General features: G+C 63.1%; 14 protein-coding genes and 1 pseudogene. 9 read left to right on the top strand and 6 right to left on the bottom strand.

Translation table 11 applies throughout. The features are described from left to right. Positions 1-10: 10 nt before the first annotated feature. From ABOC21_RS09820 to ABOC21_RS09810, 3 genes are read left to right on the top strand one after another with little or no spacing between them, the layout of a single operon-like run. Positions 11-943 (top strand): sugar phosphate isomerase/epimerase family protein, encoded by a 933-nt coding sequence (locus tag ABOC21_RS09820; RefSeq protein WP_426814411.1) that lies wholly within the window; start codon positions 11-13, stop codon positions 941-943. A 49-nt stretch (positions 944-992) separates the two neighbouring features. Then, complete coding sequence (locus ABOC21_RS09815; protein ID WP_426814410.1) at positions 993-1,436, top strand: 6,7-dimethyl-8-ribityllumazine synthase; 444 nt, start codon at positions 993-995, stop codon at positions 1,434-1,436. Positions 1,437-1,440: 4 nt separating this feature from the next. Next, complete coding sequence (locus ABOC21_RS09810) at positions 1,441-2,400, top strand: sugar-binding transcriptional regulator (RefSeq protein ID WP_426814409.1); 960 nt, start codon at positions 1,441-1,443, stop codon at positions 2,398-2,400. A gap of 29 nt (positions 2,401-2,429) precedes the next feature. Here ABOC21_RS09810 and ABOC21_RS09805 read toward each other — a convergent pair. Beyond that, positions 2,430-3,603 (bottom strand): annotated as a pseudogene (locus tag ABOC21_RS09805) (ROK family transcriptional regulator). Positions 3,604-3,826: 223 nt separating this feature from the next. Between ABOC21_RS09805 and ABOC21_RS09800 the strand changes: the two are divergent. From ABOC21_RS09800 to ABOC21_RS09780, 5 genes are read left to right on the top strand one after another with little or no spacing between them, the layout of a single operon-like run. Then, positions 3,827-5,071: an extracellular solute-binding protein gene (locus ABOC21_RS09800; protein WP_426814408.1), complete on the top strand. Its 1,245-nt coding sequence runs from the start codon at positions 3,827-3,829 to the stop codon at positions 5,069-5,071. Positions 5,072-5,080: 9 nt separating this feature from the next. After that, positions 5,081-5,989, top strand: coding sequence for a carbohydrate ABC transporter permease (locus ABOC21_RS09795; RefSeq protein WP_426814407.1), 909 nt, complete (start codon positions 5,081-5,083; stop codon positions 5,987-5,989). Continuing rightward, positions 5,979-6,818, top strand: a complete 840-nt coding sequence (locus ABOC21_RS09790) for a carbohydrate ABC transporter permease (protein WP_133598388.1) — start codon at positions 5,979-5,981, stop codon at positions 6,816-6,818. Before ABOC21_RS09795 ends, ABOC21_RS09790 begins: the two co-directional genes overlap by 11 nt. A gap of 2 nt (positions 6,819-6,820) precedes the next feature. After that, positions 6,821-7,783, top strand: a complete 963-nt coding sequence (locus ABOC21_RS09785) for a carbohydrate kinase family protein (protein ID WP_426814406.1) — start codon at positions 6,821-6,823, stop codon at positions 7,781-7,783. Beyond that, positions 7,770-8,855, top strand: a complete 1,086-nt coding sequence (locus ABOC21_RS09780; RefSeq protein ID WP_426814405.1) for an ABC transporter ATP-binding protein — start codon at positions 7,770-7,772, stop codon at positions 8,853-8,855. Before ABOC21_RS09785 ends, ABOC21_RS09780 begins: the two co-directional genes overlap by 14 nt. 107 nt (positions 8,856-8,962) lie before the next feature. Here the strand turns inward: ABOC21_RS09780 and ABOC21_RS09775 are convergent, their stop codons facing one another. From ABOC21_RS09775 to ABOC21_RS09755, 5 genes are all read right to left on the bottom strand, one after another. Continuing rightward, the gene (locus ABOC21_RS09775; protein WP_426814404.1) at positions 8,963-9,703 is read right to left on the bottom strand and encodes a peptidase; all 741 of its coding nucleotides are present in this window, start codon (positions 9,701-9,703) and stop codon (positions 8,963-8,965) included. 18 nt (positions 9,704-9,721) lie between these two features. Continuing rightward, positions 9,722-10,537, bottom strand: a complete 816-nt coding sequence (locus tag ABOC21_RS09770) for a transglutaminase family protein (protein ID WP_426814403.1) — start codon at positions 10,535-10,537, stop codon at positions 9,722-9,724. Further along, positions 10,534-11,463: an alpha-E domain-containing protein gene (locus ABOC21_RS09765; RefSeq protein ID WP_426814402.1), complete on the bottom strand. Its 930-nt coding sequence runs from the start codon at positions 11,461-11,463 to the stop codon at positions 10,534-10,536. Before ABOC21_RS09765 ends, ABOC21_RS09770 begins: the two co-directional genes overlap by 4 nt. Beyond that, a complete protein-coding gene (locus ABOC21_RS09760; RefSeq protein ID WP_426814401.1) occupies positions 11,457-12,896 on the bottom strand; it encodes a circularly permuted type 2 ATP-grasp protein in 1,440 nt (479 codons plus the stop codon). Before ABOC21_RS09760 ends, ABOC21_RS09765 begins: the two co-directional genes overlap by 7 nt. Before the next feature lie 199 nt (positions 12,897-13,095). Continuing rightward, positions 13,096-13,995, bottom strand: coding sequence for an alpha/beta hydrolase (locus ABOC21_RS09755; protein ID WP_426814400.1), 900 nt, complete (start codon positions 13,993-13,995; stop codon positions 13,096-13,098). A gap of 226 nt (positions 13,996-14,221) precedes the next feature. On the opposite strand from ABOC21_RS09755, the gene ABOC21_RS09750 reads away from it, so the two are divergent. Then, a complete protein-coding gene (locus tag ABOC21_RS09750) occupies positions 14,222-16,042 on the top strand; it encodes an alpha,alpha-trehalase (RefSeq protein ID WP_426814399.1) in 1,821 nt (606 codons plus the stop codon). The last annotated feature ends 9 nt before the right edge of the window (positions 16,043-16,051 follow it).

The following is a 16,051-nucleotide window of genomic DNA, read 5'->3' as shown; positions in this document are numbered from 1 at the left end:
GGAGAGGATAATGGCGCTAACTCTGTCCCTGAATACCAATCCGCTGGTTAACCGCTTTGCCGAGCCTGAGGATCTGATTGATACCGTGGCGCGGCGGATTCGCATCCGCGATCTGCAGCTGACCCACGAGTTTATCAATCCCGGCTGGCCCGCGCCGACCATCACCCGAATGACGCGAAGAATGCGCGCGGCGCTGCAGAAAACCGGCGTGCGCGTCACCTCCGGGATGACCGGCCCCTACGGGCGGCTGAACCACTTCGGCCATCCCGACCCCGGCGTGCGCCGCTACTATATTGACTGGTTTAAAACCTTTGCCGATGTCACGGCGGAGCTCGGCGGCCGCGCCGTCGGCTCCCAGTTTGCTATTTTTACCTACCGCGACTTCGCCGATGCCCGGCGGCGGGAGGCGTTAATCAACGCGGCGGTTGAGTGCTGGGCGGAGGTTGCGGAGCATGCGAAGGCGGCGGGATTGCAGTATCTGTTCTGGGAGCCAATGAGCGTCGGCCGCGAGTTTGGCGAAACGCTTGCCGCCTGCCGGGCGCTGCAGGCGCGGCTGACCGCCGCGGGAATGGCGCTGCCGATGCGGATGATGGCGGATATTGACCACGGCGACGTCACCTCCCCCGACCCGCGCGACTACGACCCCTACGCCTGGGCTGCAACCGTCCCCCGCGACTCGCCGATTATCCATATTAAACAAAGCATGTTGGATAAAGGCGGGCATCGACCCTTTACATTACAGTATAATGTTAACGGACGGATCCAACCCGAACCGCTGCTCGACGCGCTCAGGCGCGGCGGCGCCGAGGATAACGAGATCTGCCTTGAGCTCAGTTTTAAAGAACGCGAACCGACCGATAGCCAGGTTGTCGCCGATATCGCTGAAAGCGTGGCCTTTTGGGCCCCCTATATCGATAGCGGAGTCGAGGATCTGCTGGTCTAAATGATTGGGCCCGCATCGCCTGATGCCGGCCGTTTAACAGGAGTGAGTCATGCCATCGTTAAGAGTCGCCTTTATCAAAGCCAACTGGCACGCGGATATCGTCAGTCAGGCCGAGACCGGCTTCCGCCAGGAGCTGGATCGTCAGCAGGCGGATTACGCCATCGAGAGCTGGGATGTTCCCGGGGCGTTTGAAATGCCGCTGCTGGCCCAGCGGCTGGCGAAAAGCGGCAGCTATGATGCCATCGTCTGCGCCGCGCTGGTGGTTGACGGCGGGATCTATCGCCACGACTTTGTCGCCCAGGCGGTAGTCAGCGGCCTGATGCAGGCGCAGCTGGCAACGGAAGTGCCGATGTTCTCGGTCTCTCTGACGCCGCACAACTTCCAGCCCGCCGCCGAATTTATCGATTTTTATCGCGAGCACTTCGTGAAAAAGGGCCAGGAAGCGGCGAAGGCGGTCCTGCAGATCCATCGTCTGCCGCTGGCAAAAGCCTGAGAAGATGAAACTCACCTCTCTTTCCGACGGCGACGACTCCCTGAGCCTGCGGGCGGCCTGGCTCCACTACGTGGGCGGGCTCACCCAGGCTGAGGTGGCCAAACGCCTCGGCCTTCCCTCGGTCAAAACCCATCGCCTGATCGCCCGGGCGGTGGCGGAAGGCGCGGTGAAGGTGACGATTGACGGCGATATCGTCGGCTGCGTGGAGCTGGAGTCGCGGCTGCGTAACGACTACGGGCTCGATTTCTGCCGCGTGGCGCCGGACGTCGCCGAAGAGGGGCTGCCGGTGCGCGCCTTAGGGGTGGCGGGAGCGGACTATCTGCGCACGGTGCTGGCGAACAACCCGGATATTACCATCGGGCTGGGCCACGGGCGCACCCTGTCGGCCGCCATTCACCAGTTGCCGCGCCTCGACGCGCAGCGGGTGCGCTTCGTCTCGCTGCTCGGCTGCCTGACCCGCAACTACGCGCTCAATCAGCACGACGTCATGCACCGTATCGCCGAGAAAACCGGGGCCAGGGCCTATATCATGCCGGTGCCATTTTTTGCCAACACCGAGGAAGACCGCGAGGTGCTGCTCTCCCAGCGCGGCGTCAGCCAGATATTTGCAATGGCGGCGGCGAGCACGCTGAAGCTGGTGGGCATCGGCACCGTGGAACCGGCGGCGCAGCTGGTGGAAGCCGGGATGTTAGAGGTCCATGAGATGCACGAGATCTCCGCTTCCGGCGCGGTGGGCGAGATGCTCGGCCACTTCTTTGACGCCCGCGGGCAACGAATCGATAACAGCCTCACCGCCAGAACGATGGCGGTACCGCTGAACCCATACGGGCGGGATAACATTGTGGCCCTCGTCGGCGGCGCGGCAAAAGTGCCGGCCCTGCGCGCGGTGCTGGCCAGCGGCCTGCTGCGCGGGCTGATTACCGACGAGCTGACGGCCCAGGCCCTGCTCAATCCCCGGCCTTAGTCCCGACGGCCAGGGTAGCGGCCGCCGGGCTACTTCATCAGCGCCTGAAACTGCGGGTTAAACTCATCGAAAATAGGCAACGCGGCGGCGCCGAGCGCGGCGGTATCGGTGCCGGTCATCCCCATTTTCACCCGCATCCCCGTCAGGTAGCGACCGCGCACCGACTGATACAGCGGCGGCAGGCGCGCCAGCACTTTTTCCAGCAGCGGCTCCGGCATCGTCCCGCCCACCACCACCGTCTCGGCGTCAAAGACGCACTCCAGCAGATTGATCGCCTGGCGCAGCGGCGGCAGGGCGCTGTCAATCCAGCGGTCAAACAGCGCTTCATCTACCGCCAGCAGATCTTCGGGCAGCGCCCGATAGGGATCGAGGCCGCAGAACTCATAGGCCGCCTGCAGCGAAACATAGCGCTCGAGGCAGCCCTGATTGCCGCAGTAGCACGCCCGGCCGCCGGGCTGGACCACGATATGCCCGACCTCCCCGGCGTTGTGCGCGTGTCCGGTATAAATATGTCCGTCGGTAAAAATACCGGCGCCCAGCCCGGTGCCGATATAGAGATAGACGAAGGAGTTGAGGTGGCGGGCAACGCCGTGAAAGCGCTCGCCGATAGCCGCTACCGTCGCGTCGTTTTCGAGGGTGACCGGCAGGCCGCTAAGCCGCGCCAGCCTCGGATTCGACGTCCACCCCTTCCCAGCCGTTGAGGGTCGTCGGCCCGGTGGAGGAGATCCCTTCCACGCCAAAGGGTCCGGGCATCACCACGCCGATCCCCAGCACCCGACCCCAGTCGAGCCCCGGCAGCGTCCGCAGCTCCTGTATCACTTCGCCAATGCGGGCAAAAGTGGCACCAGGCTGGGGCTTTTGCACCAAAATGAGCCGGCGAAAATGGATCTCGCCGGTGAGATCCACCAGCACCACGATCAGCGTTTGGTGATCGAGATGAATGCCGATAGACCAGGCGCTGGAGGGGTTGAGGCTCACCGGCACCGCGGGCTGGCCGCGCCCCGTCGCCCGCCGCGGCGCGTGGCTGGTGAGGATCTCCATCTGCTGCAGTTCGGCGACAATATTCGATACCGTTTGCGGGGTCAGCGCGGTTAAGCGCGCCAGCTCCGCGCGGGTTAATTTGCCGTGCAGGCGCACGGCTTCAATCACCACCCGCCGGTTGTGCACCCGCGCGTGCTCAAGGTTTGTTCCCGATGTTTTCATCCTTTCCCTTCCTTGCCTTTCCCAGGCGCCTGATGCTGCAATTCTAGCCGCCGTCACAAATCCCGCAATCACATTCTCAGGCGGACTTTCGCATGGCACAGGCTTTGCTACGCTTATGCCAAGGGCCACGAATGACCTTGCGGCTGTATTGTCGCCCCGATTAAATCAATCAAATTGATTTAATAAATCATAATCCCTTTTTCTCAGTACAGCGGAGAGCCACATGAAATACCACAGCACACTTCGGGTGAAGGCCGGTCTGTTGGCTATGCTCGTCATCAGCGGCAGCGCGGCGGCGGCCACCCAGGTCAACGCCCTGTTTATGACCCAGGCGGCGTACAGCGAAAGCGATATTCGTGCGATGACCGCCGACTTCGAAAAGCAAAATCCGGATATTAAGATCAACCTTGAGTTCGTCCCCTATGAAGCGCTGCATGACAAGATCGTCGCGGCGCGCGGCGCCGGCGGCAACGGCTATGACGTGGTGCTCTTCGACGCCATCTGGCCGGCGGAGTTTAGCCGCTTCGATCTGCTGCAGGACGTCTCGGCGCGGATCCCCGCCGACGAGCGGGAGAAGGTGTTCCCTGGCGCAATGAATACCGTGGTCTACAAGGGCAAAACCCTCGGGATGCCGTGGATCCTCGACACCAAGTATCTCTACTACAACAAAGCCATGCTCGAAAAGGCCGGCATCAAGCAGGTGCCGACCACCTGGCAGCAGGTGCTGGACGACGCCAAAATTCTTAAAGACAAAGGCGTGGTGAAATACCCGCTGGTCTGGAGCTGGTCCCAGGCGGAAGCGCTGGTCTGCGACTACACCACCCTCGTCTCCGGCTTCGGCGGTAAGTTCTATCAGGACGGCAAGCTCGACTTCTCCACGCCGGCTTCGCTGAAAGCGGTCACGCTGATGAAGCAATCGCTGGACGACGGCCTGACCAACCCCGCCTCGCGCGAATATCTCGAAGAGGACGTGCGTAAAGCCTTCTCCAACGGCGACGCGGCGTTCGCGCTGAACTGGACCTATATGTACAACATGGCCAACGACCCGAAACAGAGTAAAGTCGCCGGCGACGTCGGCATTATTCCCGCCCCCGGCGATACCCCGGACAGGGCCGGCGCCGTCAACGGTTCGATGGGCTTAGGCATCGCCAAAGCCAGCCAGCATCCGGAGCAGGCGTGGCAGTATATCCACTACCTGACCTCGCAGCCGGTGCAGGATAAATACGCCAAACTCAGCCTGCCGGTGTGGAAATCCTCCTACCACGACCCGGCGGTCGCCCAGGGCCAGGAGAGCCTGATCGTCGCCGCGGATAAATCGCTGAACGTCATGCTCTCGCGCCCGGAAACCGCCGACTATTCGCGGCTCTCCAATACTCTGCAGCAGCAGCTTCAGGCGGTGCTTCAGGGTAAAGAAGCCCCGGAAGCCGCCATGCAGACCGTTGATAAAAGCGCGGCCCGCCTGCGTTAAGGACCTTTGATGCTGAGCTTGCAACAACGCGAGCGTCGTCAGGCATGGGTGCTGTTAGCGCCCATGCTGGTGGCGATGTTCCTGCTGACGGCATGGCCGCTGGCGCGCACCCTGTGGCTGAGTTTTACCGATACCGCGCTGGTGGGAAACGACGAGGCGACGAACTACGTCTGGCTGGAAAACTATCTCTATGCCCTGACCGACCCGGACTTTCGCGCCGCTTTCGCCCGTACGCTCTATTTTACCGTGGTTTCCGTCGCCATTGAGGGCGTTATCGGCGTGCTGGTGGCGCTGTTGCTCAATCAGCGCTTTGTCGGACGCAATATCCTGCGGGTGCTGGTGATATTGCCCTGGGCGCTGCCGACCATCGTCAACGCGATGATGTGGCGGCTTAACTTTAACCCGGACTACGGCAGCATTAACGCGCTGCTCAGCCAGCTGGGGATTATCGACGGCTACCGCAGCTGGCTGGGGTCGCCGGACTCGGCGCTGAATGCGGTGATGCTGGCGGATATCTGGAAAAACTATCCGCTGGTCACGCTGCTGGTGCTGGCGGCGCTGCAGTCGATTCCTGAGGATCTGTACGAGGCGGCGCGCCTCGACGGGGCCGGATCGTGGCGGCGCTTTCGCGCCATCACCCTCCCGGCCATCGCCGCCCCGCTGGGCGTGGCGCTGGTGCTGCGGACCATCGACGCCTTCAAGGTGTTCGATATCATCTACGTGATGACCCGCGGCGGCCCGCTCGACAGCACCAAAACCCTCAGCTTTTTCGTCTATCAGGAGTCCTTCAGCTATCTGCGGGCGGGCAGCGGTGCGGCCTACGCCATTCTGATGACCCTGATGTGCGCTCTGCTGATCGCCCTGTATCTGTTTATGCTGCTGCGCCAGCGCCGCCGGAGCACCGAATATGAAGCGTAAAATCCGTACTCTGCTGCGCTATCTGGCGGCGCTGCTGGTCGCTCTGTCGATTCTGGCGCCGATGCTGTGGCTATTTTTGATGAGCGTCAGCACCCCCGCCGATCTGACCCGCGTTCCGCTGGAGTGGCTGCCGCGGCAGTGGGACTTTAGCCGCTACGGCCGCCTGCTCTCCCTGCAGCCAGGCGAGCCGGGGGCGCTATTTTTACCGGCGCTGCGCAACAGCCTGCTGGTCGCCGCCGGGGCGACGCTGGTCTCGCTGCTGCTGGCGGTGCCCGCCGCCTTTAGCTTCTCGCGCTATCCGGGCCGCGACGGCTGGCTGTACGCCGGTCTCGGTATTTATATGGTGCCGCCGGTGGCCTTCGTCCTGCCGCTGTACTTTATTCTCGAACATTTCGGCCTGCTCAATACCCGCAGCGGGCTGGTGCTGGTCTACTGCTCGCTGATTATGCCGTTCCTCACCTGGATGGTGAAAAACCAGTTCGACGCGCTGCCGCAGGATATTGAGCAGGCCGCGCGCCTCGACGGGCTGCGGGTGTGGCAGGTGCTGCTGCGCATCACCATACCGCTGGCGAAACCGATGCTCGGCGCCTCGGCGCTGTTTGGCTGGCTGCTGGCGTGGGATGAGTTTTTCTACTCGCTGCTGTTTACCAGCAATATCGCCGCCCAGACGCTGCCGGTCACCATCGCCGGGTTTACCGCCGGTCGCGCCACCGACGATGGTCTGGTGGCCGCCGTCGGCATTCTCGCCTCGGTCCCGCCTCTGTTTATCGCTATCTGGTTACAAAAAACGCTGGTCAGCGGCCTCACTAACGGTGGAAGTAAAGGATAACTATGCACAAGTTCGCCGCGCCCGCGCTCTATATCGCGGGCAATTACAATATTGATTTGATTATGGGCACCCTCGCGCAGTGGCCTCAGCCGGGGACCGAGGTGATGCTGGAGCATAGCGCCCTGCGCCCCGGCGGATCGGCTGGCAACTGCGCCCTGGCGCTGGCCGCTATGCAGATCCCGCATCGCACCATCGGCTGCCAGGGCGATGACGCCTTTACCGCCTGGCTGGCGGCCCAGTTTCCGGGCAGCGCCGAGCGCTGGCCGCAGTATGCCTGCGAAACGTCGCTGACGGTGGCGGTCACCCATCCCGATAAAGAGCGCTCTTTTCTCAGCAACTACGGGCATATTACCCGTCTCTCCGCCGAGGACGTTCTCGCCCAGCTTCCTGACCAGGCGACGGCCGGCGATATCGTGCTGCTCTGCGGGACGTTTTTGTGCACCGCCCTGCTGCCGCACTATCCGGCGCTGCTGCGGGCGCTGCGCCAGCGCGGTTTCCAGATCGCCGTGGATACCGGCTGGCCGCCGCAAAGCTGGGATCCGGCGCTGCGCGAAGCGACGCACCAGTGGCTGGCCGATTGCGATTGGCTGCTGCTCAACGAAGTTGAAACCCTCGGCCTCGCCGCGATGAACGACCTGCCGCAGGCGGCCCGCAGCCTGGCGTCGCGGCTCAGCGGCCGGGGCGGCTGTATCGTCAAATGCGGCGCGGAGGGAGCCTGGTGGTGGACCGCGGAGCGCGGCGACCGCGCGCCGGTGAAGCCGGTCGCGGTGATTGACACCATAGGCGCGGGCGACAGCTTTAACGCCGGCTTTCTCGCCGGGTTGTTAAACGGCCAGCCGGCAGACCAGGCGCTGCGCTGGGGCAACGCCGTCGCCGCCCACGCCATTAGCACCTCCCCCCGCCGCTATCCCGACTGGCGAACCCTGCAACACCACATTGAGGAGGCCGCCGATGGCCAGCGTTGAGCTGATAAAAGTCGCCAAACATTACGGCAAACAGGCGGTGCTTCAGCCGCTGGATTTAACCATTCCTGACGGCAGCTTCACGGTGCTGGTCGGGCCGTCCGGCTGCGGGAAATCGACCCTGTTGCGCCTGCTGGCCGGACTTGAGGCCCTCTCCGCCGGTGAAATTTTGATGAACCGCCAGCCGATCGGCGATCTCGATCCCGCCGACCGCGACGTGGCGATGGTCTTTCAGAGCTACGCCCTCTACCCGCATCTGACGGTGGCCGAAAACCTCGCCTTCCATATGCAGGTCAAAAAGGTCGATAAAGAGACGCAGAAAAGCAAAGTCCGGCATATCGCCAGCCTGCTGGGGATCGATAAGCTGCTGGCCCGCTACCCGCGTGCGCTTTCCGGCGGCCAGCGCCAGCGCGTGGCGATGGGCCGGGCGATGGTACGCAACCCGCAGGTTTTCCTGTTTGATGAGCCGCTCTCCAACCTTGATGCCCAGCTGCGCATGGAGCTGCGGGCGGAGATCAAATCCCTGCACCAGCGCTTTAAAACCACCATGATTTACGTCACCCACGATCAGGTTGAAGCCATGACTCTGGCCGATCAAATCGTGGTCATGCGCGAGGGCCTTATCGTCCAGCAGGGGCCGCCGCTGGATATTTACGATCGCCCCTGCAACACCTTCGTGGCCCGCTTTATCGGCTCGCCGCCGATGAACCTGCTGGCGGGAGAGATCGTCAGCCGCGACGGGGTTCCCGGCGTGCGCTGCGGCGAGCTGTGGCTGGCGCTGCCGGAACGCTGGCTGCGGGCGGCGGCGGCGCAGGGAAGCGCGCCGGTCACCGTCGGCCTGCGTCCGCAGGATATCCAGCCGGCCGCCGACGGCCTGCCCGGGACGGTTAATATTATGGAGGTGACCGGAGAGTCCACCCTGCTGCATCTCGACTGGCAGGGGTTCCCGGTTCACGTGCAGGTTGCCGGACGTGTCGACGCCCGCCTCCAGCAGCCGCTGAATCTCGCCGTCCGGCGCGAGAAAATCCACCTCTTCGATGCCGCCAGCGGCGAGCGGCTGGCGGAGGAGGAGTAGCCGACGCGGGTGCCCCGGACGGCGCCCGCGCCGTTTTCGGCGAAACGGGGTAAATAGCGGCTGCCGGCGATGACGCCGGGGCGCTATCTTTCGTCATCGGCGGCGGTTTAACGCGCGCGATCCGGCGCGAACGGCGGCAGCTTCTGGAAGGTGCTCTGCAGCCCTTCGGACCACGCCCTGCGGATGGTGTTGAAGTAAGGATCGCTTTCGGTTATCCGATGCTGCTCGGCGCCGCTCAGGCTGCCGCTGCGGTAGAGCAGCGTATCCAGCGGCAGGCCGACGGAGAGATTGCTGCGCAGCGTCGAATCGATGGAGATCAGCGCGCAGCACATCGCCTGCTCCAGCGGCGTGTCGACGGTCAGCACCCGGTCGATAATCGGCTTACCGTACTTGCTTTCGCCGATCTGGAAATAGGGCGTGTCGCGGGTGGCCTCAATAAAATTACCTTCCGGGTAGATATGAAACAGGCGGTGGGTCTCCCCCGCCAGCTGGCCGCCCAGCAGCAGGTTACAGTTAAAGTTGGTATTGCCGCAGTTCTGCTGGTTGCTGCTGTCGCGCTGGATGACCTCCTGCAGCGTTTTACCCACCAGCATCGCCGCATCATACATCGAGCTTACCTGCATCAGGTTAGGCTCCTGCTGGGTGCGAATTCGCGCGCTCAGCAGGCTAATCACGCTTTGGGTGGTGGCCAAATTGCCGGCGGACTGCAGCACCAGCACCCGTTCAGCCTCCTGCTGAAAAACATGAAGCTTTTTAAAGGTCGCAATATGATCCACGCCCGCATTGGTGCGCGAATCAGAGGCGAATACCAGCCCATCAGCTAAACACATGGCCACACAGTAGGTCATCGTTCTCCGTTCCTGCCTTTATTGCTGCTGCGCCTGTTGCGAATGCTCGCGCACTTCAGCGTTGGTTAACATAATTTCCCCGCCGCCCCCCAGCCGGGTGCCGCGCACCGGACAGGCGTCAAGATAGTCCAGCCCGGTCGCCAGCCGCAGGTGCTGGTTCAGGTTACGGGTATTATTGGTAATATCAAACGATTTCCAGCGCCCGTTGAGCCATACCTCCGCCCACGCGTGCATCGCCACGTGCTGCGCGTTATCGCTATAAACATAGCCGCTAACGTAGCGCGCCGGGATCGCCATCGCCCGACAGCAGGCGAGGAAAACGTGGGTATGATCCTGGCATACGCCCCTGGATCGCGCGAAGGCGTCGGCGGCGGAATCCTGCACCTGGGTCGCCCCCGGCGAGTAGGGCATTTTAACCAGCAGCGCCGCCATCAGCTGATTGAGGCTCTCCTCCGGCTCGTCGGCGCGATACAGGCCGCGGGCGAACTCGCGGATCCGCTCGTCGGCACAGGTTAGCGGCGTACAGCGCAGGAAGACCAGCGGCGAAAGCAGCTCCTCGTCGTCTACCCCGCTCTCCTCGTCCTCCTGCGCGATATCAACCACCCCGCTGGCGCGGATCGCGATCTCTTTATGCGGATTATCCAGCGTCAGCACGTGCAGCACGTTGCCCCACGTGTCGGTGGTCGCGATGCTCGCCCCGTCCGGCAGCGTCAGCGTCCAGGAGCTGATTTTTTGCCGACCGGAGGTGCGCGGCGTCAGGCGCAGGTACTGCGTCGAAAACTTGACTTCTTCATCGTAGCCGTAGCGGGTCAGGTGGTCGATAACCAGTTTCATAGCGCCTCCAGATAGGTTTGTCTGATGCTGTCGGACAGGGCGTTAATTCGCGCCAGCAGTCCGTTGAGGTAACTCTGTAGATCGGCGTCGGCCAGATCTTCCCGGGTGCTGAAGCGCAGGTCGACGTTCAGCTGATGCGCCAGGCGCAGCGGCAGATGGGAGCGATCGTTGGCGATATGCTCCAGCTGGCCGATCAGGTCGGAAATGGAGGCCCTGAGCGAGCGCGGGACGTCGTTGCGCAAAATTAGCAGCTCCATCACCGTCTCCCGGCTCACCGGCTGGCGATAGAGGCTGTTGTAGGCTTCGCGGGCGCTGACCGCGTTGAGCAGCGTATCCAGCCGGTAGTACTCGCGCACCGGATCCGGGTCGCTGCTCAGTTGCTGGTCCTTGATCAGCAGCAGCTGGGTGGTGGCGTAGGCGCGCTCAATCAGCGTGCCGATACCGATAAAGCTGAGGGCGTCGTTGCGCAGCAGGGTGCCCAGCACCGCGCCGCGAAACAGATGCACCCGCTCTTTAACCCACTCGAGGAAGCCGTCGCTGCCGAGCTCGCCGACTCCCTGCTGGCGTAGCCGGCGCAGCTCAATCCGCGTCGCGTTGATGCACTCCCACACCTCCGCGGAGAGGCTGCCGCGCACCGCGTGGGCGTTATTCCACGCCATCTCGACGCAGCTGTAGATGCTGCCGGGATTGTTGCCGTCGAGGGCAAAAAAGTTGAACAGATTACCCATCGAGAAGCGCGCGTGGCGCTCCTGAAACAGCTCGTGGGTCTGCGACAGGTTCAGCGGCAGGGCCAGATCCCGCGCCTGCTGGCTATGGCGAGGGATCATCGAGAGTTTCCAGGTCACATCCAGCACCCGGGCGTAGCTTTCCGCACGCTCCAGATAGCGCGCCATCCAGAACAGTTCACTCGCAGTACGACTTAGCATGATTCGTCATCCTCCATCACCCAGGTATCTTTGGTGCCGCCGCCCTGGGATGAGTTCACCACCAGCGAGCCCTCCGTCAGCGCCACCCGCGTCAGGCCGCCGGGCACCAGGCGAATCTCCTGGCCGGAAAGCACGAAGGGACGCAGATCGATATGCCGGGGCGACAGGCCGTCTTCGACGAAGGTCGGGCAGGTCGAGAGCGCCAGCGTATCCTGGCCGATGTAGTTGGCCGGGTTTGCCAACAGGCGCTGGCGGAACGCTTCGCGCTCCTCTTTCGTCGATCGCGGGCCGACCAGCATGCCGTAGCCGCCGGCGCCGTGCACTTCCTTCACCACCATCCGATCGAGGTTGTTCAGCACGTACTGCAGGTCTTCCGGCTTGCGGCACTGCCAGGTCGGGATATTGTTGAGGATCGGCTGTTCGCCGAGGTAAAAACGGATCATCTCCGGCACGAAGGGGTAGATCGATTTATCGTCGGCCACGCCGGTGCCGATCGCGTTCGCCAGCACTACTCCGCCCGCCCGGTACACCGACAGCAGGCCGGGAACCCCGAGCATCGAATCGGCGCGGAAGGCCAGCGGATCGAGATAGGCATCGTCGACGCGGCGGTAGATCACGTCGACCCGCCGCGGCCCCTCGGTGGTGCGCATGTAGACCGCCCCCGCTTTAATAAACAGATCGGCGCTCTCCACCAGCTCAACCCCCATCTGCTGGGCAAGAAAGCTGTGCTCGAAATAGGCGCTATTAAAGCGGCCCGGCGTCATCACCACCACGCAGGGATCGTCCACGGGGGAGCTTTCGCGCAGGGTTTGCAGCAGATAGCCCGGATAGCGCTCCACCGGCGCGATGTGGTGCTGCTCAAACATCTCGGGATAGAGGCGCATCATCATCTTGCGGTTTTCGAGCATATAGGAGACGCCCGACGGCGTGCGCAGGTTGTCTTCCAGCACGTAGTACTGGCCGTCGCTGTTGCGCACCATATCGACCCCGGTGATATGGGCGTAGATATTATTGGGCAGATTAATCCCCTGCATGCAGGGCTGGTACTGGTCGTTGGCCAGCACCTGCTCCGGCGGAATAAGGCCAGCGCGCAGGATGTTCTGTTCGTGGTAGATATCGTAAAGAAAAGCGTTCAGCGCCTTCACCCGCTGGCGGATGCCGCGATCGATGCGCCGCCACTCGGCGGCGGGAATGATGCGCGGTACGCTATCAAACGGGATCAGCCGTTCGGTCCCCTCGCCTTCGCCATACACGTTAAAAGTGATGCCGATGCGGTGAAAAAGCAGCTCCGCCTGCTCCTTTTTTTGCCGGATAGAGAATTGATCGGTATTGTGAAACCATTGCCACCAGGCGTTATAGTGCTGGCGCTGCTGTCCCTCGACGGTAAGCATCTCGTCATAATAATGCCCGTCAGGAAGCGTTATTTTTATCATGGCCGTCTCCTCCGGTTGTACTCACTTTGGGGTAACCCCGGGAAGAGATAAGCATTAATTATGCCAGGTCACGAATGATAACCTCGCTGTGCAAGCCCGCAGCCCCGCGCCGCTTAACTGTGCAAAAAACAACCCGTTCTTTTCCTTATATTCCGCCCGCTCTGCACCACGATGATGCACGGCGCGGCGCGTTGCGCCATTACGGCGAGAGCGCCGCCAGCCAGCGCGCATAGCGCACCGGCCATTCGACGGTTGGCGTACCCGGACGCCCCATCGCAAAGCCGTGGCCGCCGCTGGCGTAGCGATACAGGCTGACCGCCACCTGATGCCGACGGCAGGCGGCGGCCATAATCAGCGTATTGTGCGGATCGGACACCGGATCGTCCTGCGCCTGGGTCAAAAAGCAGGGCGGCGTGCGCTCGTTCACGTAGGTCTGCACCGACAAGGCACGGTCAACCGCCGCGGAGGCGTGAGGCCCGGCGAGAACCCGATGGGTGGCGGTATGGCTGTAGGGCGGCTCCAGGGAAATAATCGGGTAGATCAGCGCCGCCCCGTCGGCGCGGGCGGGCTGCGCATCCGCCGCGTCGAGCGGCGGATAAGAGGCAAAATCGGCCCGGCAGGCGGCCATGCCCAGCAGGTGACCGCCGGCGGAAAAGCCCAGCAGGCTGACCTTTTGCTCGCGCTGGCGAATCAGGCGCAGCGCCCGCTGGGCGTCCTGCAGCGGCGCCAGGCCTCCCGCCGCCCAGCCTTCACCGGGCAGGCGGTAGCTCAGTAAGTAGGCGGTGTAGCCGCGGGCCGTAAGCCAGCGGGCGGCGGGCCACGCCTCCTTCGCCATTTCGATCCGCCGGTAGCCGCCGCCTGCCGCAACCAGCACCCCGTGACCGTTGGGTAGCGCCGGCCGCCACACCGTCAGCGACGGTCGGACGATATGGCTCAGCGCGCCGCGCGCCGACAACCGCACGGCACCGTCAGGCCCGCCGCCCCCCGGCGGCTCCGCCGACCATAAAGGCAGCGTCTCCTGGGCGCTATCGCCGGCTCGCGTCCGGTGGGTTATCAGCAGCGCCGCCGCGCTAAACAGCAGAAAATGACGTCGATTCACCGGCCGCTCCGGTCAGCTTGAGTTGCGCTCATTGCAGCACATGATTATGGCAAAGTATGGCGACAGACGTTTTATTTCTTGTCCGCGTCGCCGCAGAATGCAGGTAAATTATCTGTTTTCATCCAAAATGTTAGCTACGACACGCGTAGCGGCGGATATTCGTCTAAGGTTTTCTGATGGTCAATCGCAGTGGCAAAATCGTCTGTAATGATAAGGAGAACTCCCCATGACGAGATCCGTTTCACGTCGCCCGGCAGCGCTGCCCTACGCTTTGCGTCTGGCGCTGGGAGGCGCCTTCTTCGCGCTGTCGGCGCTGGCGGCCCAGGCCGATGAGGCCAAACCCGCCTCGCCGCAATCGCCGGATATTCTGCTAGGCCCGCTGTTCAACGACGTGCAAAGCGCCAAACTCTTCCCCGATCAGAAGACCTTCGCCGACGCGGTGCCGAACGGCGATCCGCTGATGATCCTCGCCGATTATCGGATGCAGAAAAATCAGGCCAGCTTCGACCTGCGCCACTTCGTCGAGCTCAACTTTGCGCTGCCGAAAGATAACGATACGTACGTGCCGCCCAAGGGCCAGACCCTGCGCCAGCACATTGACGGCCTGTGGCCGGTGCTGACCCGCAGCACCGTCGAGGTCGAGAAGTGGGATTCGCTGCTGCCGCTGCCCAGGCCTTACGTCGTCCCGGGCGGCCGCTTTCGCGAGGTCTACTACTGGGATAGCTACTTCACCATGCTGGGCCTCGCCGAGAGCGGACACTGGGACAAAGTGGCCGATATGGTGGCCAACTTCGGCCATGAAATCGATACCTGGGGACATATCCCCAACGGCAACCGCAGCTACTATCTGAGCCGTTCGCAGCCGCCGTTCTTCCCGTTTATGGTGGAGCTGCTGGCGACCCACGACGGCGATCGGGCGCTGAAAACCTGGCTGCCGCAGATGGAGAAAGAGTACCAATACTGGATGGAAGGCGCCGACGCGCTGGCGCCGGGTAAAGCCAACAAGCGCGTGGTGCGCATGGAGGACGGCGCGCTGCTGAACCGCTACTGGGACGACAACGATACGCCGCGTCCGGAGTCCTGGCTCGATGATGTGACTACCGCCAAAAACAACCCCAACCGTCCGGCAACCGAGATCTACCGCGATCTGCGCTCCGCCGCGGCCTCCGGCTGGGACTTCAGCTCCCGCTGGATGGATAACCCGCAGCAGCTGGGCACCATTCGCACCACCAGCATCATTCCGGTCGATCTCAACTCGCTGATGTTCCGCATGGAGAAAACCCTCGCCCGCGCCGGCAAAGCCGCCGGCGATAGCGCGAAGGCGGCGCAGTACGACGCGCTGGCTAACGCCCGCCAGAAGGCGCTGGAGAAATACCTGTGGAATGATAAAGAGGGCTGGTACGCCGATTACGATCTCAAAAGCCACAAGGTGCGCAATCAGCTCACCGCCGCGGCCCTGTTCCCGCTGTACGTCAACGCCGCCTCCAGCGAACGGGCGGCCAGAGTCGCCGCCGCGACGCAGTCTCGCCTGCTGAAACCGGGCGGTTTAACCACCACCACCGTCAACAGCGGCCAGCAGTGGGATGCGCCGAACGGCTGGGCGCCGCTGCAGTGGGTAGCCGCCGAAGGGCTGCAGAACTACGGCCAGCAGAAAATCGCGATGGAGGTCAGCTGGCGCTTCCTCAGCAACGTCCAGCACACCTATGACAGCCAGCAGAAGCTGGTGGAAAAGTATGACGTCAGCTCAACCGGCACCGGCGGCGGAGGCGGCGAGTATCCGCTGCAGGATGGCTTCGGCTGGACCAACGGCGTGACCCTGAAAATGCTTGATTTGCTGTGCCCGAAAGAGAAACCCTGCGATTCGCTCCCGGCCGCGCGGCCGGCGGCAAATGACAGCAGCGGCGGAGCGGATAACGCGGCGCCCGCCGTTAAGCCGGCGGCAAACGCCAGCGCCGGCGGGACGGATAACCCGGCGCCCGCCGTTAAACCGGCGGCAAACGATAGCAGCGGCGGAACGGACAACGCGGCGCCCGTCGCCGCGCATTAGCCCTCGCCA

Source organism: Klebsiella sp. WOUb02, assembly GCF_050058015.1.
Taxonomy (GTDB): domain Bacteria; phylum Pseudomonadota; class Gammaproteobacteria; order Enterobacterales; family Enterobacteriaceae; genus Klebsiella.
Note: the sequence above shows the minus strand (reverse complement) of the source record. Positions and strands in the feature narration are given on the sequence as shown.

What these genes read in the sequence shown, in the direction of transcription:
- ABOC21_RS09815 (WP_426814410.1), top strand. Translation starts at nt 993, where the DNA reads ATGCCATCGTTAAGAGTCGCCTTTATCAAAGCCAACTGGCACGCGGAT.
- ABOC21_RS09780 (WP_426814405.1), top strand. Translation starts at nt 7,770, where the DNA reads ATGGCCAGCGTTGAGCTGATAAAAGTCGCCAAACATTACGGCAAACAG.
- ABOC21_RS09800 (WP_426814408.1), top strand. Translation starts at nt 3,827, where the DNA reads ATGAAATACCACAGCACACTTCGGGTGAAGGCCGGTCTGTTGGCTATG.
- ABOC21_RS09820 (WP_426814411.1), top strand. Translation starts at nt 11, where the DNA reads ATGGCGCTAACTCTGTCCCTGAATACCAATCCGCTGGTTAACCGCTTT.
- ABOC21_RS09770 (WP_426814403.1), bottom strand. Translation starts at nt 10,537, where the DNA reads ATGAAACTGGTTATCGACCACCTGACCCGCTACGGCTACGATGAAGAA.
- ABOC21_RS09750 (WP_426814399.1), top strand. Translation starts at nt 14,222, where the DNA reads ATGACGAGATCCGTTTCACGTCGCCCGGCAGCGCTGCCCTACGCTTTG.
- ABOC21_RS09765 (WP_426814402.1), bottom strand. Translation starts at nt 11,463, where the DNA reads ATGCTAAGTCGTACTGCGAGTGAACTGTTCTGGATGGCGCGCTATCTG.
- ABOC21_RS09790 (WP_133598388.1), top strand. Translation starts at nt 5,979, where the DNA reads ATGAAGCGTAAAATCCGTACTCTGCTGCGCTATCTGGCGGCGCTGCTG.
- ABOC21_RS09760 (WP_426814401.1), bottom strand. Translation starts at nt 12,896, where the DNA reads ATGATAAAAATAACGCTTCCTGACGGGCATTATTATGACGAGATGCTT.
- ABOC21_RS09775 (WP_426814404.1), bottom strand. Translation starts at nt 9,703, where the DNA reads ATGACCTACTGTGTGGCCATGTGTTTAGCTGATGGGCTGGTATTCGCC.
- ABOC21_RS09810 (WP_426814409.1), top strand. Translation starts at nt 1,441, where the DNA reads ATGAAACTCACCTCTCTTTCCGACGGCGACGACTCCCTGAGCCTGCGG.
- ABOC21_RS09795 (WP_426814407.1), top strand. Translation starts at nt 5,081, where the DNA reads ATGCTGAGCTTGCAACAACGCGAGCGTCGTCAGGCATGGGTGCTGTTA.
- ABOC21_RS09785 (WP_426814406.1), top strand. Translation starts at nt 6,821, where the DNA reads ATGCACAAGTTCGCCGCGCCCGCGCTCTATATCGCGGGCAATTACAAT.